This is a genomic window from Brenneria sp. L3-3C-1 (assembly GCF_016456245.1).
Classification (GTDB): domain Bacteria; phylum Pseudomonadota; class Gammaproteobacteria; order Enterobacterales; family Enterobacteriaceae; genus Brenneria.
In genome coordinates, this window is the sequence record NZ_JAEMHF010000001.1 from 1,058,265 (window position 1) to 1,075,388 (window position 17,124).

The window sequence follows — 17,124 nt, forward strand, 5'->3', positions numbered from 1 at the left end:
CTCTTGCAATCGACGTAATAAGCGGTAGTATAAGCACCCACAGCATCGGCACGTAGCGCAGCCTGGTAGCGCACCGTCATGGGGTGTCGGGGGTCGGAGGTTCAAATCCTCTCGTGCCGACCAAATACATCTCCGGTTAGTATCCTTTACTACCGGAAACCCCACAAAACCCGCATTCTCACTGAGTTTGCGGGTTTTTTGTTGCCTGTTATCTATCGGGATACCCCGTTTACAGCCGGAAAGTTTGGGACTACATTTGGGACTATGCCGCTATAGTCCCTTAAAAACATAGTCCCAAAGGTCATGATCATGGCAATCCAGGCAAAGCCCCTCACCAATACGGAAGTCAAAGCCGCTAAAGCAATAGACAAAGAATTGTCACGGCATGATGGTGGCGGGCTGCTATTGTTCGTCAAACCTTCCGGCACAAAGACATGGCGTTTTCGCTATTACCATCCACAAACCAAAAAACGCACTACGCTGACATTTGACAGCTATCCGGCAATCTCTTTGGCTGACGCCAGGCAAATGCGGGAAGCTGCCAAAGCGCTCTTAGAAAAATGTATTGATCCGCAATTCCACCAGCAACAGCAGCGCGAACAAGAGCAAGCCATCAATCTGAACACGTTCGCCAAAGTTTCCGCCGACTGGTACGAAGTGAAAAAATCCCAACCGCTGGCCGAGAACACCATTAAAGATATCTGGCGTTCGCTGGAAAAATACGTGTTCCCGTTCATCGGAAGCCTACCGATCACCCAACTTACCGCCCGGCAATTCATCACCGCGCTGGAGCCGATACAGGCCAGCGGCAAACTGGAAACCGTCAAACGGGTAAGCCAGCGAATTAACGAGGTAATGGATTACGCGGTTAACTCCGGGCTGATTCCCGCTAACCCCGCAGCCAAGATCCGCAAAGCGTTTCAGACACCGGTTAAAACCCATATGCCGACCATCCGGCCAGAGGCATTACCTGGCTTGATGAAAACGCTATCGGTCGCCAGCATTGAGTTACAGACCCGTTTATTGATTGAATGGCAGCTACTGACTGTTACCCGCCCCGCCGAAGCCGCAGAAACCCGCTGGAGCGAAATAAACCTTACAGAGAAAACCTGGACAATACCCGCTGGCCGCATGAAGATGCGCCGTGATCACATTATTCCCCTGCCCCCGCAGGCGTTAGCCATTCTGGACGCCATGAAGCCCATCAGCGGACACCGTGAATACCTGTTTCCATCCAGTAAAGATCCCAAGCAGCCGATGAACAGCCAAACCGCTAACGCCGCATTGCGCCGTATGGGGTACAAAGGCGTACTGGTATCCCACGGCCTACGCGCCATATTCAGTACCGCCGCCAATGAAGAAGGCTTCTCGCCAGACGTGATCGAAGCCGCCCTAGCCCATGTAGACACCAACGAAGTGCGCCGCGCCTATAACCGCTCCACCTATCTGGAACAGCGCAAGGTATTGATGTGCTGGTGGGGCGAATTTGTGGAAAGAGCCGCAACGGGAAAAATCATGGCGTCGGAAGGTGCTAGAGGCTTACGCGCCGTTAATGATTAGTACTGTGTTTATATACAGATAATTATTGATTCCTGTTAACTGCCCTCCTAAAATGTCGTTATCCGGTACAAACCGAAAGAAACCTACGCCTGAGATAATATTCGAGTGACCTTTTCCCTATTAGCAGGCATGGGGTTCTTTATGAGGGAGAGTCATGAAAAAGCTATTTAAGTTAAAAGAGTGGTTAACCTTAGAAGAAACTGCACGCAGGCTAACGACATCTTTTCAAGAAGAAGTCTCCATTGCTGACTGTCTGCAACTTGCGCTTGATGGTCACATCGTCATTTCAACCCTGATAGAAAAAGGTCGTTATGGCATATTGGCTGAACCAAAGCGCGATTTTAATCAGGAGCTTTTAGCGGGCTTCCACGATCACTTATTACAAAGTGGGATGTTTGCAGATAATCCTCAAGTGCTGGATGATGCGATAGAAGCGGTATCAAATGATATTCCTATGCAAATGTCTCGACATGGAGAAATTTTCCGCCTCGAAACAGGAATCTATGATTTACCAATGATTGGTGCTGAAGCATTGGATATTTTGCATATTTGCTCTCTTTATCAGAGAAGAGAACCGGCAACCTTTATTAATTTGGAAGGACCATTTTTAATTTGTGGTGAAAGGTATATCAACGTTGTTGAACCTTTCGTTGAGAAAGCCATTGGATACAAAATGGACGACTCAGGAAAGCTGAGATTATTTGATGAAAAAAGAAAAGAATTTATAACGCCAGATAATTATCACTCATCATTTTATCCCGCAGATGGATTACGTGATGTCGAATTTGTATTCCGGCGCGTAAACATTGAGCAATTTGAAAAACAGCAGTTGGATGAATATACCGACCTCGATCTGAATGAAAGCCTTTTCGTTATTGGCGCGATGATTGATGCGCTAAAAAACACATCGACTAAATCAAAAAGATGGACACAAGATAGCCTGAAGCAGGAAATAGTCGAGAATACGGAAAACATCAAAAATCGCACACTGGATAACTACTTTTCAGAAGCCAATAAAGCTTATAAATCAAATTGTTAAATTCGCAGCGAAAATCGATTTTTCGTTGCGATGCCATTTCCCTCACTCTGTTATTGAATAGCCTCATCGACCGGATACGACCGGTCATTGATGAGGTATATCGCTATGAGCCTGTTAGATAGAAAAATCCTGTTAAAGAAAGAAGTGAAAGCCATTCTGCGCGTCAATTCTGACAGCAGTTTTCAGGAAATGATCAATGCCGGCGAATTCCCGAAAGGATTTCGGGTTGGTCTGCGTCGGGTAGGCTGGTTTGAGGATGAAGTTAATGCCTGGCTGAATCAGCGCGTTGCCGAACGTGACCAGCAAACCGAAAACGTATAAGTCAAAACCTTCTTTTTTATTGCCGCGATAGCGGCATGTCGGAATCAAAAAATATGATGATCAAAAAATCTTGCGCTGGCTGGAACGGGCGTTGTTACGCCCAACATCGGGGAACGCCCCTTTTTATACACAAAAACACGTCTGTTTTTATTACTCTGAAAAATGCGCAACGCTTTGCAAAACCAATACAAAACGTATTGACGCTGGCGGGGCATCTGGCTTATCGTTTCACCGTTGCCGCAAAATCGGCGACCAGGTTTAGCAGCCTGAATGTACAAGCGGACGACCGCTTTAGCTTCATGCGGTTTTTTTACGTCCGTAAACCATGTTATGCCCGAATTATGGTGGGGCGTAATGGGGGAGCCTTCGGGCTCGCCGGTTTCTTGTACGCCGGTCTGCTAACCCTGTTACGTCTCACCACCCCGTTTAGCAGCGGTGTGGTGGGGTTTTCAAACCCGTACAAGAGGCCGCCGCGATGGTTGCTACCCCTACTCCGGTTCACCCTAATTTCACCTTTCTCTTTCTGGCGGTCTACCGCACAGCGCCGCACGAAAAACCGCACCGTAAAGCCATTATTGCCCCAAATGAGCAATCCGCTCGTCAGCATTTTGAGCCTGATTTTATTCTGTTCTTTGCTGGCCGCCTTCCCGTTCAGGAGGTGCGCCATGTTTGATAACACGCCGCTGGAACTGGAAGAACTGATCGATCAATGCCGTGCGCTGGCTTATGCCATCGTGGAGTTAAGGGAGCCGCAGGCAAAAGAGATCCTGATGTTCATTCTTGCCGAACGGCTTGATGCGCTCCACCGTGCGCAGGAGGGCGAGGCCGCATGAGCAACACGTTCATTCAAGACGTGCGGACAAAAGCCAACGGCCATTGGGAGGGAGTTTTGCAGCGGTTAGGCATCCCGACCAATCGGCAGGAAAGCGAATGCCCCAACTGTGGCGGGAATACCCGCTACCGTTTTGACGATAAAGAAGGTCGTGGCACCTATTTTTGTTCTCACTGCGGTGCAGGAACCGGGCTGGATCTGGTGATGAAGGTGAATAAGTGTAGTGCAAGGCAAGCAGCGGAACAGGTCGCCGAGATTCTGGCGCTTCCGTTGCCGGTAGTTATTCCCGCCAGTGAAAAACCTGATAATCGTCCGATTACCGAACGGTTGAATGCGCTGGTGGCGAAAGCGGTATCAGGCCAATCTGACTATCTGCTGAATAAGGGGCTGCAACGCCCCTCACTACTGCTGGATGATGGTTCCCTGCTGCTGGTACTGCAAAACATAGACGGCAGTACCACCGGCGCACAGCTTATCAAATCTAATGGCGAGAAAAAGCTGATTGCCGGAAGCCGCAAGAAAGGCGCATTCATTCCCGTTAATGCCCTGCCTGAACACGCGAACACGGTGATTATTGCCGAAGGTTACGCCACGGCGGTTACGGCATCGTTACTGATGCATGGTGTTGCTATCAGCGCGTTAGATAGCGGGAATCTGATTCACGTTGCGCGGTCTTGTCGTGCTGCCTGGCCGGACGCAAAAATCATCCTTGCTGCGGATAATGACCGTAAAAATGATGGTAACAACACCGGAAAAATCGCCGCTGAAAAAGCGGCACTGGCGGTAAACGGCTGGGTGACGCTCCCCCCGACAACCGAAAAAGCCGACTGGAATGATTACTACCAGCAACACGGCGCCGCGGTATCGATATCTGCCTTTGCTGCCTCACTTTATCAGCCTGGACAAAAGCCGCTGCCGTCTTCCGATTCCCCATTGAAACCTTACGCAGATATTCGTCATGGCGGGCTGTATTGGGTAGAGCCGAAAACGGATCACGACAGCGGCGAGATTATCGAGCGTGAAAGCTGGCTGTCTAATCCTATTACGGTAGCGGGTATCGGATCGGATGAGTCAGAGCGTTATCTGGTTCTAAGTTGGACGCCGAATGGCGAAAACCAGTCCCGAACCGAAGCCATTCCTATGCGGGATATTGGCGAGCGTGAAGGCTGGGCGCGATTACGTGCGGGTGGGCTGGCAGTCACGGCCAAAGGCGGGTTACGGGCAATACTGGCCGATCACTTGTGTCGTAGTCATGCGGGTTGCCGCTGGGCAATCGCTAGCGCCACCGGCTGGCAGTATGGCGCTTACCTGATGCCGGACGGTTCAGTTATCGGCACACCGACAATTCCCGTTTTGTTCAACGGTAAATCGGGTGCGGCTAAAGGTTATGCCACCAGCGGAACGGCGCAAAGCTGGCGCGAAAACGTAGCGACACTGGCACAAGGTAATCCCTCCATGATGTTGGGGATCGCCTGCGCCTTTGCCGCGCCGCTCATCGGGCTGGTGAGCGTAGACGGATTCGGCGTTCATCTGTTTGGCGGTTCATCTGCGGGCAAAACCACCACCGGCAATATCGCCTCTTCCGTCTATGGCGATCCTAACGCGCTTAAACTGACGTGGTATTCCACCGCGCTGGGGCTGGTGAACGAAGCCGCCGCCCACAATGACGGTTTTATGCCGTTAGATGAAATCGGGCAAGGCAGCAATCGCAAAGCTGTGGCCGATGCCGCCTACGCGCTATTTAACGGCGTGGGTAAAATTCAGGGAGCCAGAGAAGGCGGCAACCGAGAGCTAAAACGCTGGCGGGCAATGGCGTTCAGCACCGGTGAGATCGATCTGGAAAGCTATATCCGCGCTGACGGTGGACGGGTGAATGCCGGACAACTGGTGCGCCTGCTGAATGTCCCGATCACCAAAGCGATGGTATTTCACGGCTATCAGGATGGAAAAGCCCATGCCGACGCGATCCGGGATGCCAGCAACGCCCATTATGGTGCGGTTGGTCGAGCGTGGATCGCCCACCTTGCCAGCAAAAAAGAAAACGCGCTGGCAACCTACCGCGAAACAGAGCGGCGCTGGTTGTCACTGTTACCCGCTGACGCCAGCGAACAAGTACGGCGTGTAGCGTCGCGTTTTGCGGTACTGGAAGCCGCTTTATTACTTTCTGCCTCTTTTACCGGCTGGACGGCGCAGGAATGCCACGATGCGTTACAACACAGCTTCTATGCCTGGGTAAATGAATTTGGCATAGGCAACCGTGAAGCCAAAGCCTGGGTAGAACAGGCCGACGCCTTTCTGCACCAGTTTGGCTACAGCCGTTATTTACCGCACCCCAACCCTGATCCACGCGATTTACCCATCAAGGATCTGGCAGGCTATCGGGTGAAAAAACCAGGAGACGATACGCTGGTGTTTCACACCTTCCCCGCCGTATTCAATAACGAGATTGCCGCTGGTGCCAATGCCGCTGCGTTTGCGCAGGTGTTAGCCGATGCTGGAATACTGGATAAACCCGCCAAAGGCATCACACGTAAATCACTACGCATTGATGGCAAGCAGCCGCGCTTTGTGGTGCTCATGACACTCGACGACGAGGAAGAGTAAATCACGCGTAAGGTAAAATAAGGTCGGTTCGGTAGGTTCAGTCGGTTCATTATTTTAATGCATTGATTTATAGGTGTTTTCACTTGAATAGTGAACCGACCCTGAACCGACTTTAGCCATTTTGAACCGACCTAACCAAGCGTCCCTTTTCTGGCTGGCCTAATGAACCGACTTTCACACCGCGTGAACCTACCCATAGGTCGGTTCAATTCTGAAAATAATTACTCTATCTATCAATCAGTTGACTACGTGAACCGACCGAACCTACCGAACCGACCCACTTTTGCTGATCTATAAGAATTTGCGCACACAAAAATCATGATGGGTTAAACTATTGCCAGCAAAAAAGTGCGCAAAACGACACTGAGCGGAGTAAAAAATGGCAATTGGAGCTTAGATACCACATGAAGAAAACCTAAGACACGGATAAATATAGTGAAAAAAAATAGAGCGAGGCAAAAAAACCTCGCAAAAACACGCATGCATCTATTTCTTATCTGTAATTGCATTAATCCCTTTAATTGAGAATTTTTTCTTAGGCGTAGGAGTGTAAAGCGGTGAACGAAAATACGGGCCATTGTTAATCATAACAGCTGTGTCGATAAGTTTTTCTATTGCTTTTTCTAAGCCCATTTCTAAATATGCAATAGAGTCCTCACCGGTAGGGTATCCTGGAGTTACTGTTTTACAGACAACCGTCGGATGCTTTATATAGGCTAAATAGTCATGAAAAACATCTTTAGGCAAACACATTCCGAACTCACGCCAAGCATATTTCTTTCCCCAATAATAACCACTTTCAGAGGTATGAATAACTCGACTATCATTATTGTATTTGTTTGCATCATGTTTATTTAGAGCTTCATGCTGAGCTACTGAGTAGCTTAGGTATTTATTAATTACAGAAGTTTTGGATATGCAATCTTTATCAACGATATTTTTACCATCAATTATTTCATAACCTATATTATATCTTTCCCCCTCGACGATATAACTTCCGGAATTAGCCTCAAACTCATATACAGTCGTCGTTGTTAATGGTGTAAAACTATGATGAAACCGTCCTCCACCTATGCTTGTGACAGTATAATTACTAGCGATTAAATCTGGAGTGGTAAGTAACGATCTTGATTTCATATGAGAAACTCCTTACAATTAATAAATATTAAAGCATGGGTTATTGTATATTAAAATAAAAATCATAGTTTTTTCGAGAAAAATCTTAAGTTTTCCATTCACCCTTACCATTAAGGTACAATGCTAGCATATATTAAACATCTTTTTACATTACCGCTCGTGCAATTACAACCAAATCATCTCTCAATTGACATCAATAATTAAAAATTTCATTTTAAATAATCACCATTGGAAATTATTTTATAATACTAAACTTGGGTATAATACCTGTTATACAGTTACACGAAGAGAAATTTCGAACAAATATTCATGTTTTCAAAAAGAAAGAATTTATAAAGTGAAAATGTTTAGTAGTTGACCTCTTCACTTATAAATTTATAAACACAGCGTCATGTCACAAACACTCAGCAACTAATCCCCACCATCCCAGAGAATGACATCCCAAATACCATTAAGTAGCCGCTTGCCTCCTATCTCCCTAGTAACTACAATGTATACAAAACACACAATGTAGTGAGGTGGCAGTATGGGCGTCATGTCCGTTCGCTTAAATGATGAAACAACCGCGCAACTTGATGCGCTGGCTAAAGCCACGGGACGTACCCGCTCTTTTCTGGCTGGACAAGCCATTGAAGACTATCTTGCGCGGGAAGCCTGGCAAATAGCAGAGATCGAGCAAGCCATCAAAGAAGCCGATGCGGGTGATTTTGTCTCATCAGATGAGATGAACGACCTGTTTAAAAAGTTAGGTACGGCAAGAAATGGAAATTAAATGGCTGCGTAAAGCCGCGGCCAATTTGGAAGCCGAGTACCTCTATATAGCGCAAGATGATCAACAAGCTGCCAGCAAGTTTGTAGATGAAGTCCAAAGGTTAACGGAACTACTACCGCAACAGCCAGCAATGGGAAGACCTGGCCGTGTACCTGGAACGCGTGAACTGGTGTTAACGCACTATCCCTACATCATCCCCTACCGCGTGAAAGGTAATATGCTCCAAATTCTGCTCATCTTTCATACACACAGACGTTTACCCGCAAAATGGTGAACAACGAACCTTCACAAAAGTAAACCTAAGTACACCGGTGAATATGATGGGTAATGTTACTTTCCGTATCGATGACGATCTTAAAAGGCGCTCTTATGCAGCACTGAAGAAACTGGGTATTACGCCTTCTGAGGCATTGCGCCTTACGTTGGAATACGTTGCTGAAAATGAAAGACTCCCATTTAAACAAAAGTTACTCAATGATGAAGACGTAGAATTAGTTGAAGTTGTCCGTGAACGTCTTCGCAACCCCAAACCAGTACGCATGACGCTGGATGATCTTTAGTGTTTTACTTTTTGGATTTTAACGAACGTACATCCATCAACTAACCGCCACGCAGCCATGAAAGACGACAAAAAACACAACCAACAATCAAGATCGTCCGGTTGGGGCGGGAAACGTGCCGGTGCAGGCGCTCCCATTGGTAACACCAATGCAGTGAAACATGGGGAACGCAGCCGCCAGGCATTCTTTCCTTTGGAGGGTGATACTGGGCGATTCACGCAGTTACAATTGCTACGAGTAAGAAACCTGCTCCTGGCCGGACGTGTCGGCGAGTTGATGCATAGATCGCTTTCTTTGGGTACAGCCGAGTGGCGTGAATTTATGTTGCTAGATGGGATTTTATGGCAGCACACACGAAAAATGATGGTATTGGAGCGTCGTAAAGCAAAATTAAATTTACAACGCATCCAGCGCTAAAAATCAGCGTATCAAACGAAACTCTACTGTCATGACAGGCTATTTCTCATGATGACTTTTCGTTTTAGTTATACGTTTGGTTATATGATAAAAAACAACTCCACAATAAAGATAATATAAACAAATAGTTAACCCATAAATTCAACTTCTCTCGTGGCATGCATATAGGCATCAACAAGTTAGAGTTAACATATACATAAATAACAAAAATTAAATTTCCCTCGTATCATCGCCTGTGCTGTTAAGTTATTAATTCAACTTCAACTGGAGCGAACAATGATCGTAAGAACATGGCATGGTTGTGTACCGCGGGAGTACGCAGAGGGTTTCGCCATCCACCTTGAATTAACGGGTGTCAAGCATTCTCAAGGCATCAAGGGCAATCAGGGCGCTTTTGTAAAAAGAGTCGCCCAAGGAAGTTGGGAGCATTTCTTTCTTGCCACATATTGGGCGGATATTGAAGCGGTTAAGGCTTTCGCAGGTGAAGATTATCATATCGCCGTTACCTACCCCGATGATGACAAGTTTTGCCTGTTGTCCGATCCCTATGTTTTTCAGCATGAAGTTCAGGTTGTTCATCCTCTTTAATCAACGTGATGTGCGCCGCTAACGCGGCGTCCGTATGGCGCTGGTCAAGATGCGGGTGATTTTGCTTTAGCCGATAAGATAAACCATCAGTTCAAAAATTTTGGTCAGATGCACGATTTTATCACCGTCATCAATTCTCAACTGGAGCAACGATCCGGCTACTGCTACTCTGTTGATCGAGTATCGAACTTTTCAAAAAAACGATGGCGTTGTAACCGACAAAATCATCCGTATTTTATCACCTACGGAGCACTGTTCATGGATTCGACCGTCGGGCATCGCACTACGCCGCTGTAGATTTTGGGCTACCCGTTGGTTGCCCGCTTGTTGCATAGATAACCCATTGCATAAATGACACCATTTGCTGAACGGCTGGCGAATAAGGCTGCCGTTATTAAATCTCAGCGGGGAAAATTTGGGATACAACCACGACCGTTTCATGAAAAAACTAAAAGATACCGACTGGTATAAGAAACGATACTCAAACCGAGTCCTATTCTGGCGAGAAATCTCACCCCTTGCATTTCCCATCTTTATTGAGGGCTTGTGCGTTGTCCTGATGGGGGTATTCAGTACCTTCCTGGTAAGTTGGTTAGGCAAAGAAGCGATGGCCGCCGTCGGTCTGGCAGATAGCTTCAACATGCTGATTATTGCTTTCTTTACGGCGGTTGCGCTGGGTACGGCCGTTGTTGTCGCCTTCAGTTTAGGCCAGCGAAACCGTAAACAAGCCCGTTCCGCCTCTCGCCAATCAATATCACTACTCGTTTTGGTGTCATTGCTGCTGGTGGTGCTCGTCGAGTTTGTCGGCCCTACGATTATTGATCTGATTGCCGCACAGGCAGATGACTATGTTAAAAGTCTGGCGTTGACCTTCTTGCGATGGACAGTATGGGGTTATCCGGCGCTGGCGGTCACCCTGGTCGGGTGCGGCGCGCTGCGTGGCGCAGGTAATACCAAACTGCCGATGGTCATTAATATCGGAATGAATATCCTCAATATCGCTATCAGCAGCGTATTGATTTACGGCGTTTTTTCCTGGGATGGCTTTGGTTTTATCGGCGCCGGCATCGGGATAACCATTTCCCGTTATATTGGCGCGCTGTTTGTTATCCTGACGCTGATGCACGGCTTTAATGGCGCACTCAGGATACCGTTTAAATCCTACTTTGCGCCTTTTACCGTCGCTATTTTATATGAGGTGCTCAGTATTGGCGTGCCCGCCAGCATCGAGTCCGTGATGTTCAACGTCGGCAAACTGATCACCCAACGTTTTGTGGCAGGCATGGGCACCGAAGTCATTGCCGGGAATTTCATTGCCTTTTCGATTGTGGCGTTGATTAATCTGCCGGGCAACTCGCTTGGTTCGGCCGCCACCATTATTGTCGGTACGCGGTTGGGGAAAGGGCAAATCATGCAATCCATCCGGCAACTGAATTACATCTTCTGGCTTTCAAACATCGGATTGTGCTTTCTAGCGGTGCTTTCCATCCCCAGCGCAGGATTTCTGGCCTCCTTTTACACTGATGAGCCTGAAGTTATTGAGGTGGTGAAGCACCTCATTTGGCTCAATGCGTTGTTTATGCCCATCTGGGCCGCATCATGGGTGCTTCCAGCGGGATTGAAGGGCGCAAAAGATGCTAATTATACCATGTGGGTCGCCATGGCCGGTATGTGGGGATGCCGTGTTATTGCCGGCTATATCCTTGGCGTCATGCTCGGATTCGGGGTAATCGGCGTCTGGATGGGGATGTTTTTCGACTGGATTGTGCGCGGCTTTTTTTACTACCGCCGTATGGAAAGCGGGCGATGGCTGTGGCGTTACCGAACTCAGGACACGCCACAACGATGAGCGGGTTATCCCCGCTCGTCACGCCATAAACCCGCATTAATTTTACTCAAACAGATTGCCGTTTTTGCGGTGCAAACCGGGTTGCCATGATAATTAACACCACCACGCCCACCGTCATTATCATCCACGCTTGCTGTAAGCCCGCCGTATGTTGACGGATAAATCCGGCGAGTAACGGCATCAGGCTGGCAAGAATATATCCGCCTCCTTGAACAAAGCCCATCAACGCTCCGGTTTTATGGGAATCGGTCACCTGATCAAGTGCGACAATCAGCGATAAGGGGAATAAAGCTCCGATCCCGATACCCAACATAATGATGATAGGATAAGTCATTGTCAGCGGCGCGATAATCAAACCGACCATGCCGGCGAGTAAGATCACCAATATCGGCAAGAGCAATTTGCGACGGTCAGGGAAATAGTTGATGAAAGCCGATACCAGTAATCCCGAAGTCACTTCCGTCAACGTCAGGCCGCCCAGCATCAAACCGCTTTGCGTCGCATTCCAGCCTAACTGGATGTAGTAAGGCGGTAGCCACGCCAGCACTAACGTATACGCCCCGGTGCCGATACCGAAAAACGCCATCAATAACCAATCCATTGACGTCCTGTGCGAAATTGATGGCAGGTTCCCCTCATTTTTCGCCGCATAGGCGTTGGGGATGCTCATCCAGGCAAGCGTAGCTACGACCGCCAACAGCCCCCAGCACGCCAACGCGCTTTTCCAGCCGAATGCATTGGCCAACGGGGAAACGGAAGAGGCGGCGATGGCGGCTCCGCCCATAATCGCCGTGGTATAAAGCCCCATCAGCAAACTGCTGCGCCGATTGAAATGGCGCTTAATAAACGACGGCACCAGCGCCTGGATCAGGGCAATCCCTACCCCGGCCAATGCCGCGGTCAGCAATAACCCGGCACCGCTATTGATCCACCAGCGCGCGCCGCACGCAATGGCAATAACCACAATTCCCAGCATGATCCCACGGTATTCGCCAAGACGAGACTGTAGCTGACCGCCATACAACGCACACCACCCCATAGCAAAAACCGGTAATGTAGTGAGCAACCCCGCCATAGTGTCGCTTAGCCCCGTGGCGCTCTGGATCTGCGCCAGCAATGGCCCTATTCCCGCCAATACCGGTCGCAGATTCAGTCCCAGCAAAATGACCGTAATAAAGATAAATAAGCGGACTCTGGCCGTTGATGCCGCAACCATATAAAAACCTCAGAACTTGAGCTGTAATAAAATAATAAGTGCGATCCCGCCGTTCGGTGCGCCATGCCCTGTCGCACCGACATCGGGAACGTTAATCGGAAAAGCCGATCGTGCCGTATAGCGATAATGACGCGCGGAGTGTATCTATTCCCGATCGCAATAACCAGCAACCGTCGGGGATGGCGCTGATAAGACTTGAGAATCGTTTGAAAAACACGCTGCCATCCTATTTTGTCCATAAAAAAATCCGCCTCTGGAGGCGGATTTTATCGACACATCTAACAACCAAAACTGGGTGCGAATGCCCGAAGCGATGGATTAGAAACGGTAACCGACACCAACAGCCCAGGTACCGACATCAACGCTACGGATACGGCTTTGTTCGTAACCGACATCCAGAGCGACATCTTCGATCGGGTTGAACTGTAGACCGGCGCCATAAGTGAAGCCATAATCATCGTTATGTCTGTTATCTGAACCGTCAGAAGCGTTACTGGTCAATTTACCGTGGCTAAAACCGACCACACCATAAACGCTGGCCCAATCATTCAAACGATAAGCAGGACCGGCGGTGAAGCCCATATATTGTCCTTTATCGTAAAAACCGTCGTTGCTGCCGGTTTTTTCCAGATAAGTGAAAGAACCGATAGCGCCCAGCGGGCTGTTATCCCACTCGTAACGGTATTTGAGGTTAAAACCTTTAACTTTGTTAGCTACGCCCTGAGCATCACCCTGAGCATAACCCGCCGATACGGTACTTTGACCAGCCAGAGCGGAACCTGCGCTAACGGCTAATACACAAGCCAGTGCTGAAAGACACGCGATTTTTTTCATATATACAGCCTCGAATTCATCTTATGAGAGAAGACTAACGACATAAATATAACAAGAAAAAGGTGAACTTGCTGCCTGATAAATATTTTTCAATTGCACTTTAGATGTAACAAATATTTTCAATATGACGCTATTACGCTAATTACATTGGCTTTTTTTATCCGACAGTAAGAATAAAAATTAATTCAGAATATCCGCTTAAAACAGAATATTCTTAATATATCGTTCAGTTTTTGCGCTCACCAATTTATGATAAAATAAATCAATTAAATATAGCGTAAATAAAAGTCAATAAAAGTAAGCGCCAACCGGGCAGATCCTTTACAATTGGTCATTCCGACAGCGCTAAATTTTTGAAAACAGCCGTTATTTCATATTTTATTAAGGCCGAAAGAATGACCTTATCTTCTCCTCGCGTATCAACGTTACTTCCCGTGCTGCTCATTATTGTGTCAATGGTGTCGATTCAAAGCGGCGTCGCGCTGGCTAAAAGCCTGTTTCCGCTGATCGGCGCGTCTGGCGTGACCGCTCTACGACTGAGCATTGGCGCGCTAATTCTCTGTCTCATTTTTAAACCGTGGCGTATGCGCTTTCGCGGCAATCGTTTGCCGCTGGTAATTTATGGCATCACGTTAGGGGGAATGAATTTTTTATTTTACCTCTCACTGCGCACTGTCCCGCTGGGTATTGCCGTGGCCCTGGAATTTACCGGCCCGCTGGCTGTCGCGATGTTATCATCACGCAAAGCAATTGATTTTTTATGGATTATTCTGGCTGTTCTAGGGCTAGGATTGTTATTGCCGCTCGGGCAGCATAGCGGCCATGTCGATTTACCTGGCGCCCTATGCGCCCTTGGGGCCGGCGCCTGCTGGGCGCTGTATATTCTTTTCGGACAAAAGGCAGGGGCTAATCACGGCGCTGGAACGGCGGCTGTGGGGTCACTTATTGCGGCAATGATATTTTGCCCTATCGGTTTGATCTATTCTGAAGCCTCATTATTTTCATCCGCTGTTTTACCACTCGGTATTGCCGTCGCCATTCTTTCTACCGCGCTCCCCTATTCTCTGGAAATGATCGCATTAACCCGCTTGCCGACCAGAACATTCAGTACGCTAATGAGTATGGAGCCGGCGATTGCTGCGCTTTCCGGCCTGCTATTTCTCAGCGAGCATTTATCCCTCATCCAGTGGATGGCGCTGCTTTTTATTATTACCTCCTCCATGGGCGCAAGCCTGACCATTAAATCGGCGGAATACGTTGATATTAAAAATAATCACTCTGCGCCATTATAACTGAGGCTCTGCGGGAAAGGGCGCAACAATGCGTCGCCTTCCCGCAGGGCCGAGGAATCCCAACAAATTTTGGGAAAAATTGCTGCCAGTCAGTAGAGTTTCGCGCGCGCTAACCAATGCGGATTTTTGCAACCGTGCATACGCTAAATAATTGACAAGATGCGAATAAAGAATAATTATCATTAAGATTGATATTACCATAAATAAACACGCATATTTATAGCCCGACACCTGCGACATTCAGTTATTTTCTTATAAATCATACTGATGTTCGCACTGATTCGCTGAATAAAGTCTTAGTAAATGCGCCATAAGAAAACCTTTGCTAATAAAAATCAGTTTTATATTCGCTATGGCTATTTATGCAATAGGTAATTCTTTTCAATATTTTGTTTTATTACTGCTATAATTAATCCCGTTGAACAGTAAGATTACGAAAAATTAAATAAAGAGGATAATATTATGCGTACCGCTAAACTGGTAAACCCCGCATCTTCCGATCTTATCTACACGCGTAATGATTTGAACGACGAAGTCAAGACCTCTACTATCAAGCTGTTAAGTCAACTGGTAGTGGACTTGATCGATCTGTCCCTGATCACCAAGCAGGCGCACTGGAATATGCGCGGCGCTAATTTTATTGCCGTTCATGAAATGCTGGATGGCTTCCGCGCCGCCGTTACCGATCATCAGGACACTCTGGCAGAACGTGTCGTTCAGTTAGGCGGCGTGGCGTTGGGTACGGTTCAGATCGTTAACGAAAAAACCGCGCTGAAAAGCTACCCTACCAATATTCACAACGTACAAGACCACCTTAAAGCGCTGGCGGAACGTTACGCCGTTGTCGCTAACGAGATGCGTAAAGGCATCAGCCAGACTGAAGATGAAGATACCGCCGATATCCTGACCGCTGCATCGCGTGATTTGGATAAATTCCTGTGGTTCATCGAATCCAATATTGAGTAATGACTATCAGGGCCGCAATCGCGGCCCTTTTTACGTCCTGTGCCCCTGCCCGCCGTTCACGCTATCGCCGCAACGCGCCCGAACCTGTTATTTTGTCACTATCAGTGCTCAAAAAATTAGCGTTTGTCCGCAATAATTCAGCATAACGCCAATCAACAGTTGTTTCCCCCGCACAAATTAGTTAATCATAGCTACGCCTTGATTAATGGCATGGAAGATTAACCATACTGTCAGCACGGCAATGAAATAAAAACAACAGGTTAAGTAAGATACCTGATAGCTAACCTAATGTTTTAACAGGTTTTTACTTTCGTACTATGCTTAATCGTACCTGTAAAGCAAAGGCTTCTCACAACTGGTACAATAGGAAGGATTTAATGAAATCACTACTTAAAGCCTCTTTGGCCGCACTGACGTTGGCCATGAGCATTTCCAGCTACGCCGCCGAAAAAGAGCTCATTGTCGCGACCGACACCGCCTTCGTCCCTTTTGAATTCAAACAAGGTGACAAATACGTCGGTTTTGATATCGATCTTTGGGATGCTATCGCTAAACAACTCAATCTGACCTATACCCTGAAACCAATGGATTTCGGCGGAATTATCCCCGCGCTGCAAACCCGCAATGTGGATCTGGCCTTAGCCGGCATCACCATTACTGAAGAGCGCAAAAAAGCCATCGATTTCTCAGACGGTTACTACAACAGCGGTCTGCTGGTTATGGTGAAAGCCGACAACAATACGATCAACAGCGAACAGGATCTGGCTGGGAAAGTGGTGGCGGTGAAAAGCGGCACCGGCTCCGTTGATTACGCCAAAGCGAATATCAAGACCAAAGATCTGCGTCAGTTCCCGAACATAGACAACGCCTATATGGAACTGGGCACCAATCGTGCCGACGCCGTGCTGCACGATACGCCGAACATTCTTTACTTCATCAAAACCGCCGGCAACGGTCAGTTCAAAGCGGTTGGCGATTCCATCAAGGCACAGCAGTACGGTATCGCTTTCCCGAAAGGCAGCGATCTGCGTGAAAAAGTTAACGGCGCGCTGAAAACTCTGCACGAAAACGGCACTTATGCTGAGATCTACAAGAAATGGTTTGGCGTAGAACCTAAGTAATTGCCGATTTAATCTG

17 protein-coding genes and 1 tRNA gene are annotated in these 17,124 nt (G+C 47.8%); 15 read left to right on the top strand and 3 right to left on the bottom strand.

Translation table 11 applies throughout. The features are described from left to right. Positions 1-46: 46 nt before the first annotated feature. From JG725_RS04725 to JG725_RS04755, 6 genes are all read left to right on the top strand, one after another. A tRNA-Pro gene (locus tag JG725_RS04725) sits at positions 47-123 on the top strand. A gap of 186 nt (positions 124-309) precedes the next feature. Beyond that, on the top strand, positions 310-1,560 hold the full coding sequence (locus tag JG725_RS04730; protein WP_199376851.1) for an integrase domain-containing protein: 1,251 nt from the start codon (positions 310-312) through the stop codon (positions 1,558-1,560). 154 nt (positions 1,561-1,714) lie between these two features. Continuing rightward, positions 1,715-2,599 (top strand): hypothetical protein, encoded by an 885-nt coding sequence (locus JG725_RS04735; protein WP_199376853.1) that lies wholly within the window; start codon positions 1,715-1,717, stop codon positions 2,597-2,599. Between the two features lie 105 nt (positions 2,600-2,704). Further along, positions 2,705-2,920, top strand: a complete 216-nt coding sequence (locus tag JG725_RS04740) for an AlpA family transcriptional regulator (protein ID WP_199376855.1) — start codon at positions 2,705-2,707, stop codon at positions 2,918-2,920. A 475-nt stretch (positions 2,921-3,395) separates the two neighbouring features. Continuing rightward, positions 3,396-3,593, top strand: a complete 198-nt coding sequence (locus tag JG725_RS04750) for a host cell division inhibitor Icd-like protein (protein WP_199377216.1) — start codon at positions 3,396-3,398, stop codon at positions 3,591-3,593. A gap of 156 nt (positions 3,594-3,749) precedes the next feature. After that, positions 3,750-6,356 (top strand): TOPRIM and DUF927 domain-containing protein, encoded by a 2,607-nt coding sequence (locus JG725_RS04755; RefSeq protein ID WP_199376857.1) that lies wholly within the window; start codon positions 3,750-3,752, stop codon positions 6,354-6,356. Between the two features lie 486 nt (positions 6,357-6,842). On the opposite strand, the gene JG725_RS04760 is transcribed toward JG725_RS04755, so the two are convergent. Next, on the bottom strand, positions 6,843-7,493 hold the full coding sequence (locus JG725_RS04760; RefSeq protein WP_199376859.1) for a hypothetical protein: 651 nt from the start codon (positions 7,491-7,493) through the stop codon (positions 6,843-6,845). 526 nt (positions 7,494-8,019) lie between these two features. Between JG725_RS04760 and JG725_RS04765 the strand changes: the two genes are divergently transcribed. The 6 genes from JG725_RS04765 to JG725_RS04790 all read left to right on the top strand — a co-directional run bounded on the left by JG725_RS04765 (position 8,020) and on the right by JG725_RS04790 (position 11,679). Then, the gene (locus tag JG725_RS04765; protein WP_199376861.1) at positions 8,020-8,265 is read left to right on the top strand and encodes a CopG family ribbon-helix-helix protein; all 246 of its coding nucleotides are present in this window, start codon (positions 8,020-8,022) and stop codon (positions 8,263-8,265) included. Next, on the top strand, positions 8,255-8,539 hold the full coding sequence (locus JG725_RS04770; RefSeq protein WP_199376863.1) for a type II toxin-antitoxin system RelE/ParE family toxin: 285 nt from the start codon (positions 8,255-8,257) through the stop codon (positions 8,537-8,539). Before JG725_RS04765 ends, JG725_RS04770 begins: the two co-directional genes overlap by 11 nt. Before the next feature lie 46 nt (positions 8,540-8,585). After that, entirely contained in the window at positions 8,586-8,825 is a 240-nt protein-coding gene (locus JG725_RS04775) for a type II toxin-antitoxin system RelB/DinJ family antitoxin (protein ID WP_095699160.1), read from the top strand. A 57-nt stretch (positions 8,826-8,882) separates the two neighbouring features. Next, the gene (locus JG725_RS04780) at positions 8,883-9,242 is read left to right on the top strand and encodes a hypothetical protein (protein ID WP_199376865.1); all 360 of its coding nucleotides are present in this window, start codon (positions 8,883-8,885) and stop codon (positions 9,240-9,242) included. 276 nt (positions 9,243-9,518) lie between these two features. Beyond that, complete coding sequence (locus JG725_RS04785) at positions 9,519-9,830, top strand: hypothetical protein (RefSeq protein ID WP_199376867.1); 312 nt, start codon at positions 9,519-9,521, stop codon at positions 9,828-9,830. Positions 9,831-10,269: 439 nt separating this feature from the next. After that, complete coding sequence (locus JG725_RS04790) at positions 10,270-11,679, top strand: EmmdR/YeeO family multidrug/toxin efflux MATE transporter (RefSeq protein ID WP_199376869.1); 1,410 nt, start codon at positions 10,270-10,272, stop codon at positions 11,677-11,679. 46 nt (positions 11,680-11,725) lie between these two features. On the opposite strand, the gene JG725_RS04795 is transcribed toward JG725_RS04790, so the two are convergent. Together JG725_RS04795 and ompX are read right to left on the bottom strand one after the other, a co-directional pair. Further along, a complete protein-coding gene (locus tag JG725_RS04795; protein ID WP_199376871.1) occupies positions 11,726-12,895 on the bottom strand; it encodes an MFS transporter in 1,170 nt (389 codons plus the stop codon). Positions 12,896-13,213: 318 nt separating this feature from the next. Next, the gene (gene ompX / locus JG725_RS04800) at positions 13,214-13,729 is read right to left on the bottom strand and encodes an outer membrane protein OmpX (protein WP_172289167.1); all 516 of its coding nucleotides are present in this window, start codon (positions 13,727-13,729) and stop codon (positions 13,214-13,216) included. A gap of 395 nt (positions 13,730-14,124) precedes the next feature. Here ompX and rhtA point away from each other — a divergent pair, with 395 nt between their 5' ends. The 3 genes from rhtA to glnH all read left to right on the top strand — a co-directional run bounded on the left by rhtA (position 14,125) and on the right by glnH (position 17,108). Continuing rightward, positions 14,125-15,021, top strand: a complete 897-nt coding sequence (rhtA, locus tag JG725_RS04805; RefSeq protein ID WP_199376873.1) for a threonine/homoserine exporter RhtA — start codon at positions 14,125-14,127, stop codon at positions 15,019-15,021. A 462-nt stretch (positions 15,022-15,483) separates the two neighbouring features. After that, positions 15,484-15,987, top strand: a complete 504-nt coding sequence (gene dps, locus JG725_RS04810; protein WP_172289165.1) for a DNA starvation/stationary phase protection protein Dps — start codon at positions 15,484-15,486, stop codon at positions 15,985-15,987. Between the two features lie 377 nt (positions 15,988-16,364). Beyond that, entirely contained in the window at positions 16,365-17,108 is a 744-nt protein-coding gene (glnH, locus tag JG725_RS04815) for a glutamine ABC transporter substrate-binding protein GlnH (RefSeq protein ID WP_172289164.1), read from the top strand. Positions 17,109-17,124: the final 16 nt, after the last annotated feature.

Bases quoted from the DNA above. Each gene is read 5' to 3' on its own strand.
- JG725_RS04730 (WP_199376851.1), top strand. From the start codon at position 310: ATGGCAATCCAGGCAAAGCCCCTCACCAATACGGAAGTCAAAGCCGCT.
- JG725_RS04735 (WP_199376853.1), top strand. From the start codon at position 1,715: ATGAAAAAGCTATTTAAGTTAAAAGAGTGGTTAACCTTAGAAGAAACT.
- JG725_RS04740 (WP_199376855.1), top strand. From the start codon at position 2,705: ATGAGCCTGTTAGATAGAAAAATCCTGTTAAAGAAAGAAGTGAAAGCC.
- JG725_RS04750 (WP_199377216.1), top strand. From the start codon at position 3,396: ATGGTTGCTACCCCTACTCCGGTTCACCCTAATTTCACCTTTCTCTTT.
- JG725_RS04755 (WP_199376857.1), top strand. From the start codon at position 3,750: ATGAGCAACACGTTCATTCAAGACGTGCGGACAAAAGCCAACGGCCAT.
- JG725_RS04760 (WP_199376859.1), bottom strand. From the start codon at position 7,493: ATGAAATCAAGATCGTTACTTACCACTCCAGATTTAATCGCTAGTAAT.
- JG725_RS04765 (WP_199376861.1), top strand. From the start codon at position 8,020: ATGGGCGTCATGTCCGTTCGCTTAAATGATGAAACAACCGCGCAACTT.
- JG725_RS04770 (WP_199376863.1), top strand. From the start codon at position 8,255: ATGGAAATTAAATGGCTGCGTAAAGCCGCGGCCAATTTGGAAGCCGAG.
- JG725_RS04775 (WP_095699160.1), top strand. From the start codon at position 8,586: ATGGGTAATGTTACTTTCCGTATCGATGACGATCTTAAAAGGCGCTCT.
- JG725_RS04780 (WP_199376865.1), top strand. From the start codon at position 8,883: ATGAAAGACGACAAAAAACACAACCAACAATCAAGATCGTCCGGTTGG.
- JG725_RS04785 (WP_199376867.1), top strand. From the start codon at position 9,519: ATGATCGTAAGAACATGGCATGGTTGTGTACCGCGGGAGTACGCAGAG.
- JG725_RS04790 (WP_199376869.1), top strand. From the start codon at position 10,270: ATGAAAAAACTAAAAGATACCGACTGGTATAAGAAACGATACTCAAAC.
- JG725_RS04795 (WP_199376871.1), bottom strand. From the start codon at position 12,895: ATGGTTGCGGCATCAACGGCCAGAGTCCGCTTATTTATCTTTATTACG.
- ompX (WP_172289167.1), bottom strand. From the start codon at position 13,729: ATGAAAAAAATCGCGTGTCTTTCAGCACTGGCTTGTGTATTAGCCGTT.
- rhtA (WP_199376873.1), top strand. From the start codon at position 14,125: ATGACCTTATCTTCTCCTCGCGTATCAACGTTACTTCCCGTGCTGCTC.
- dps (WP_172289165.1), top strand. From the start codon at position 15,484: ATGCGTACCGCTAAACTGGTAAACCCCGCATCTTCCGATCTTATCTAC.
- glnH (WP_172289164.1), top strand. From the start codon at position 16,365: ATGAAATCACTACTTAAAGCCTCTTTGGCCGCACTGACGTTGGCCATG.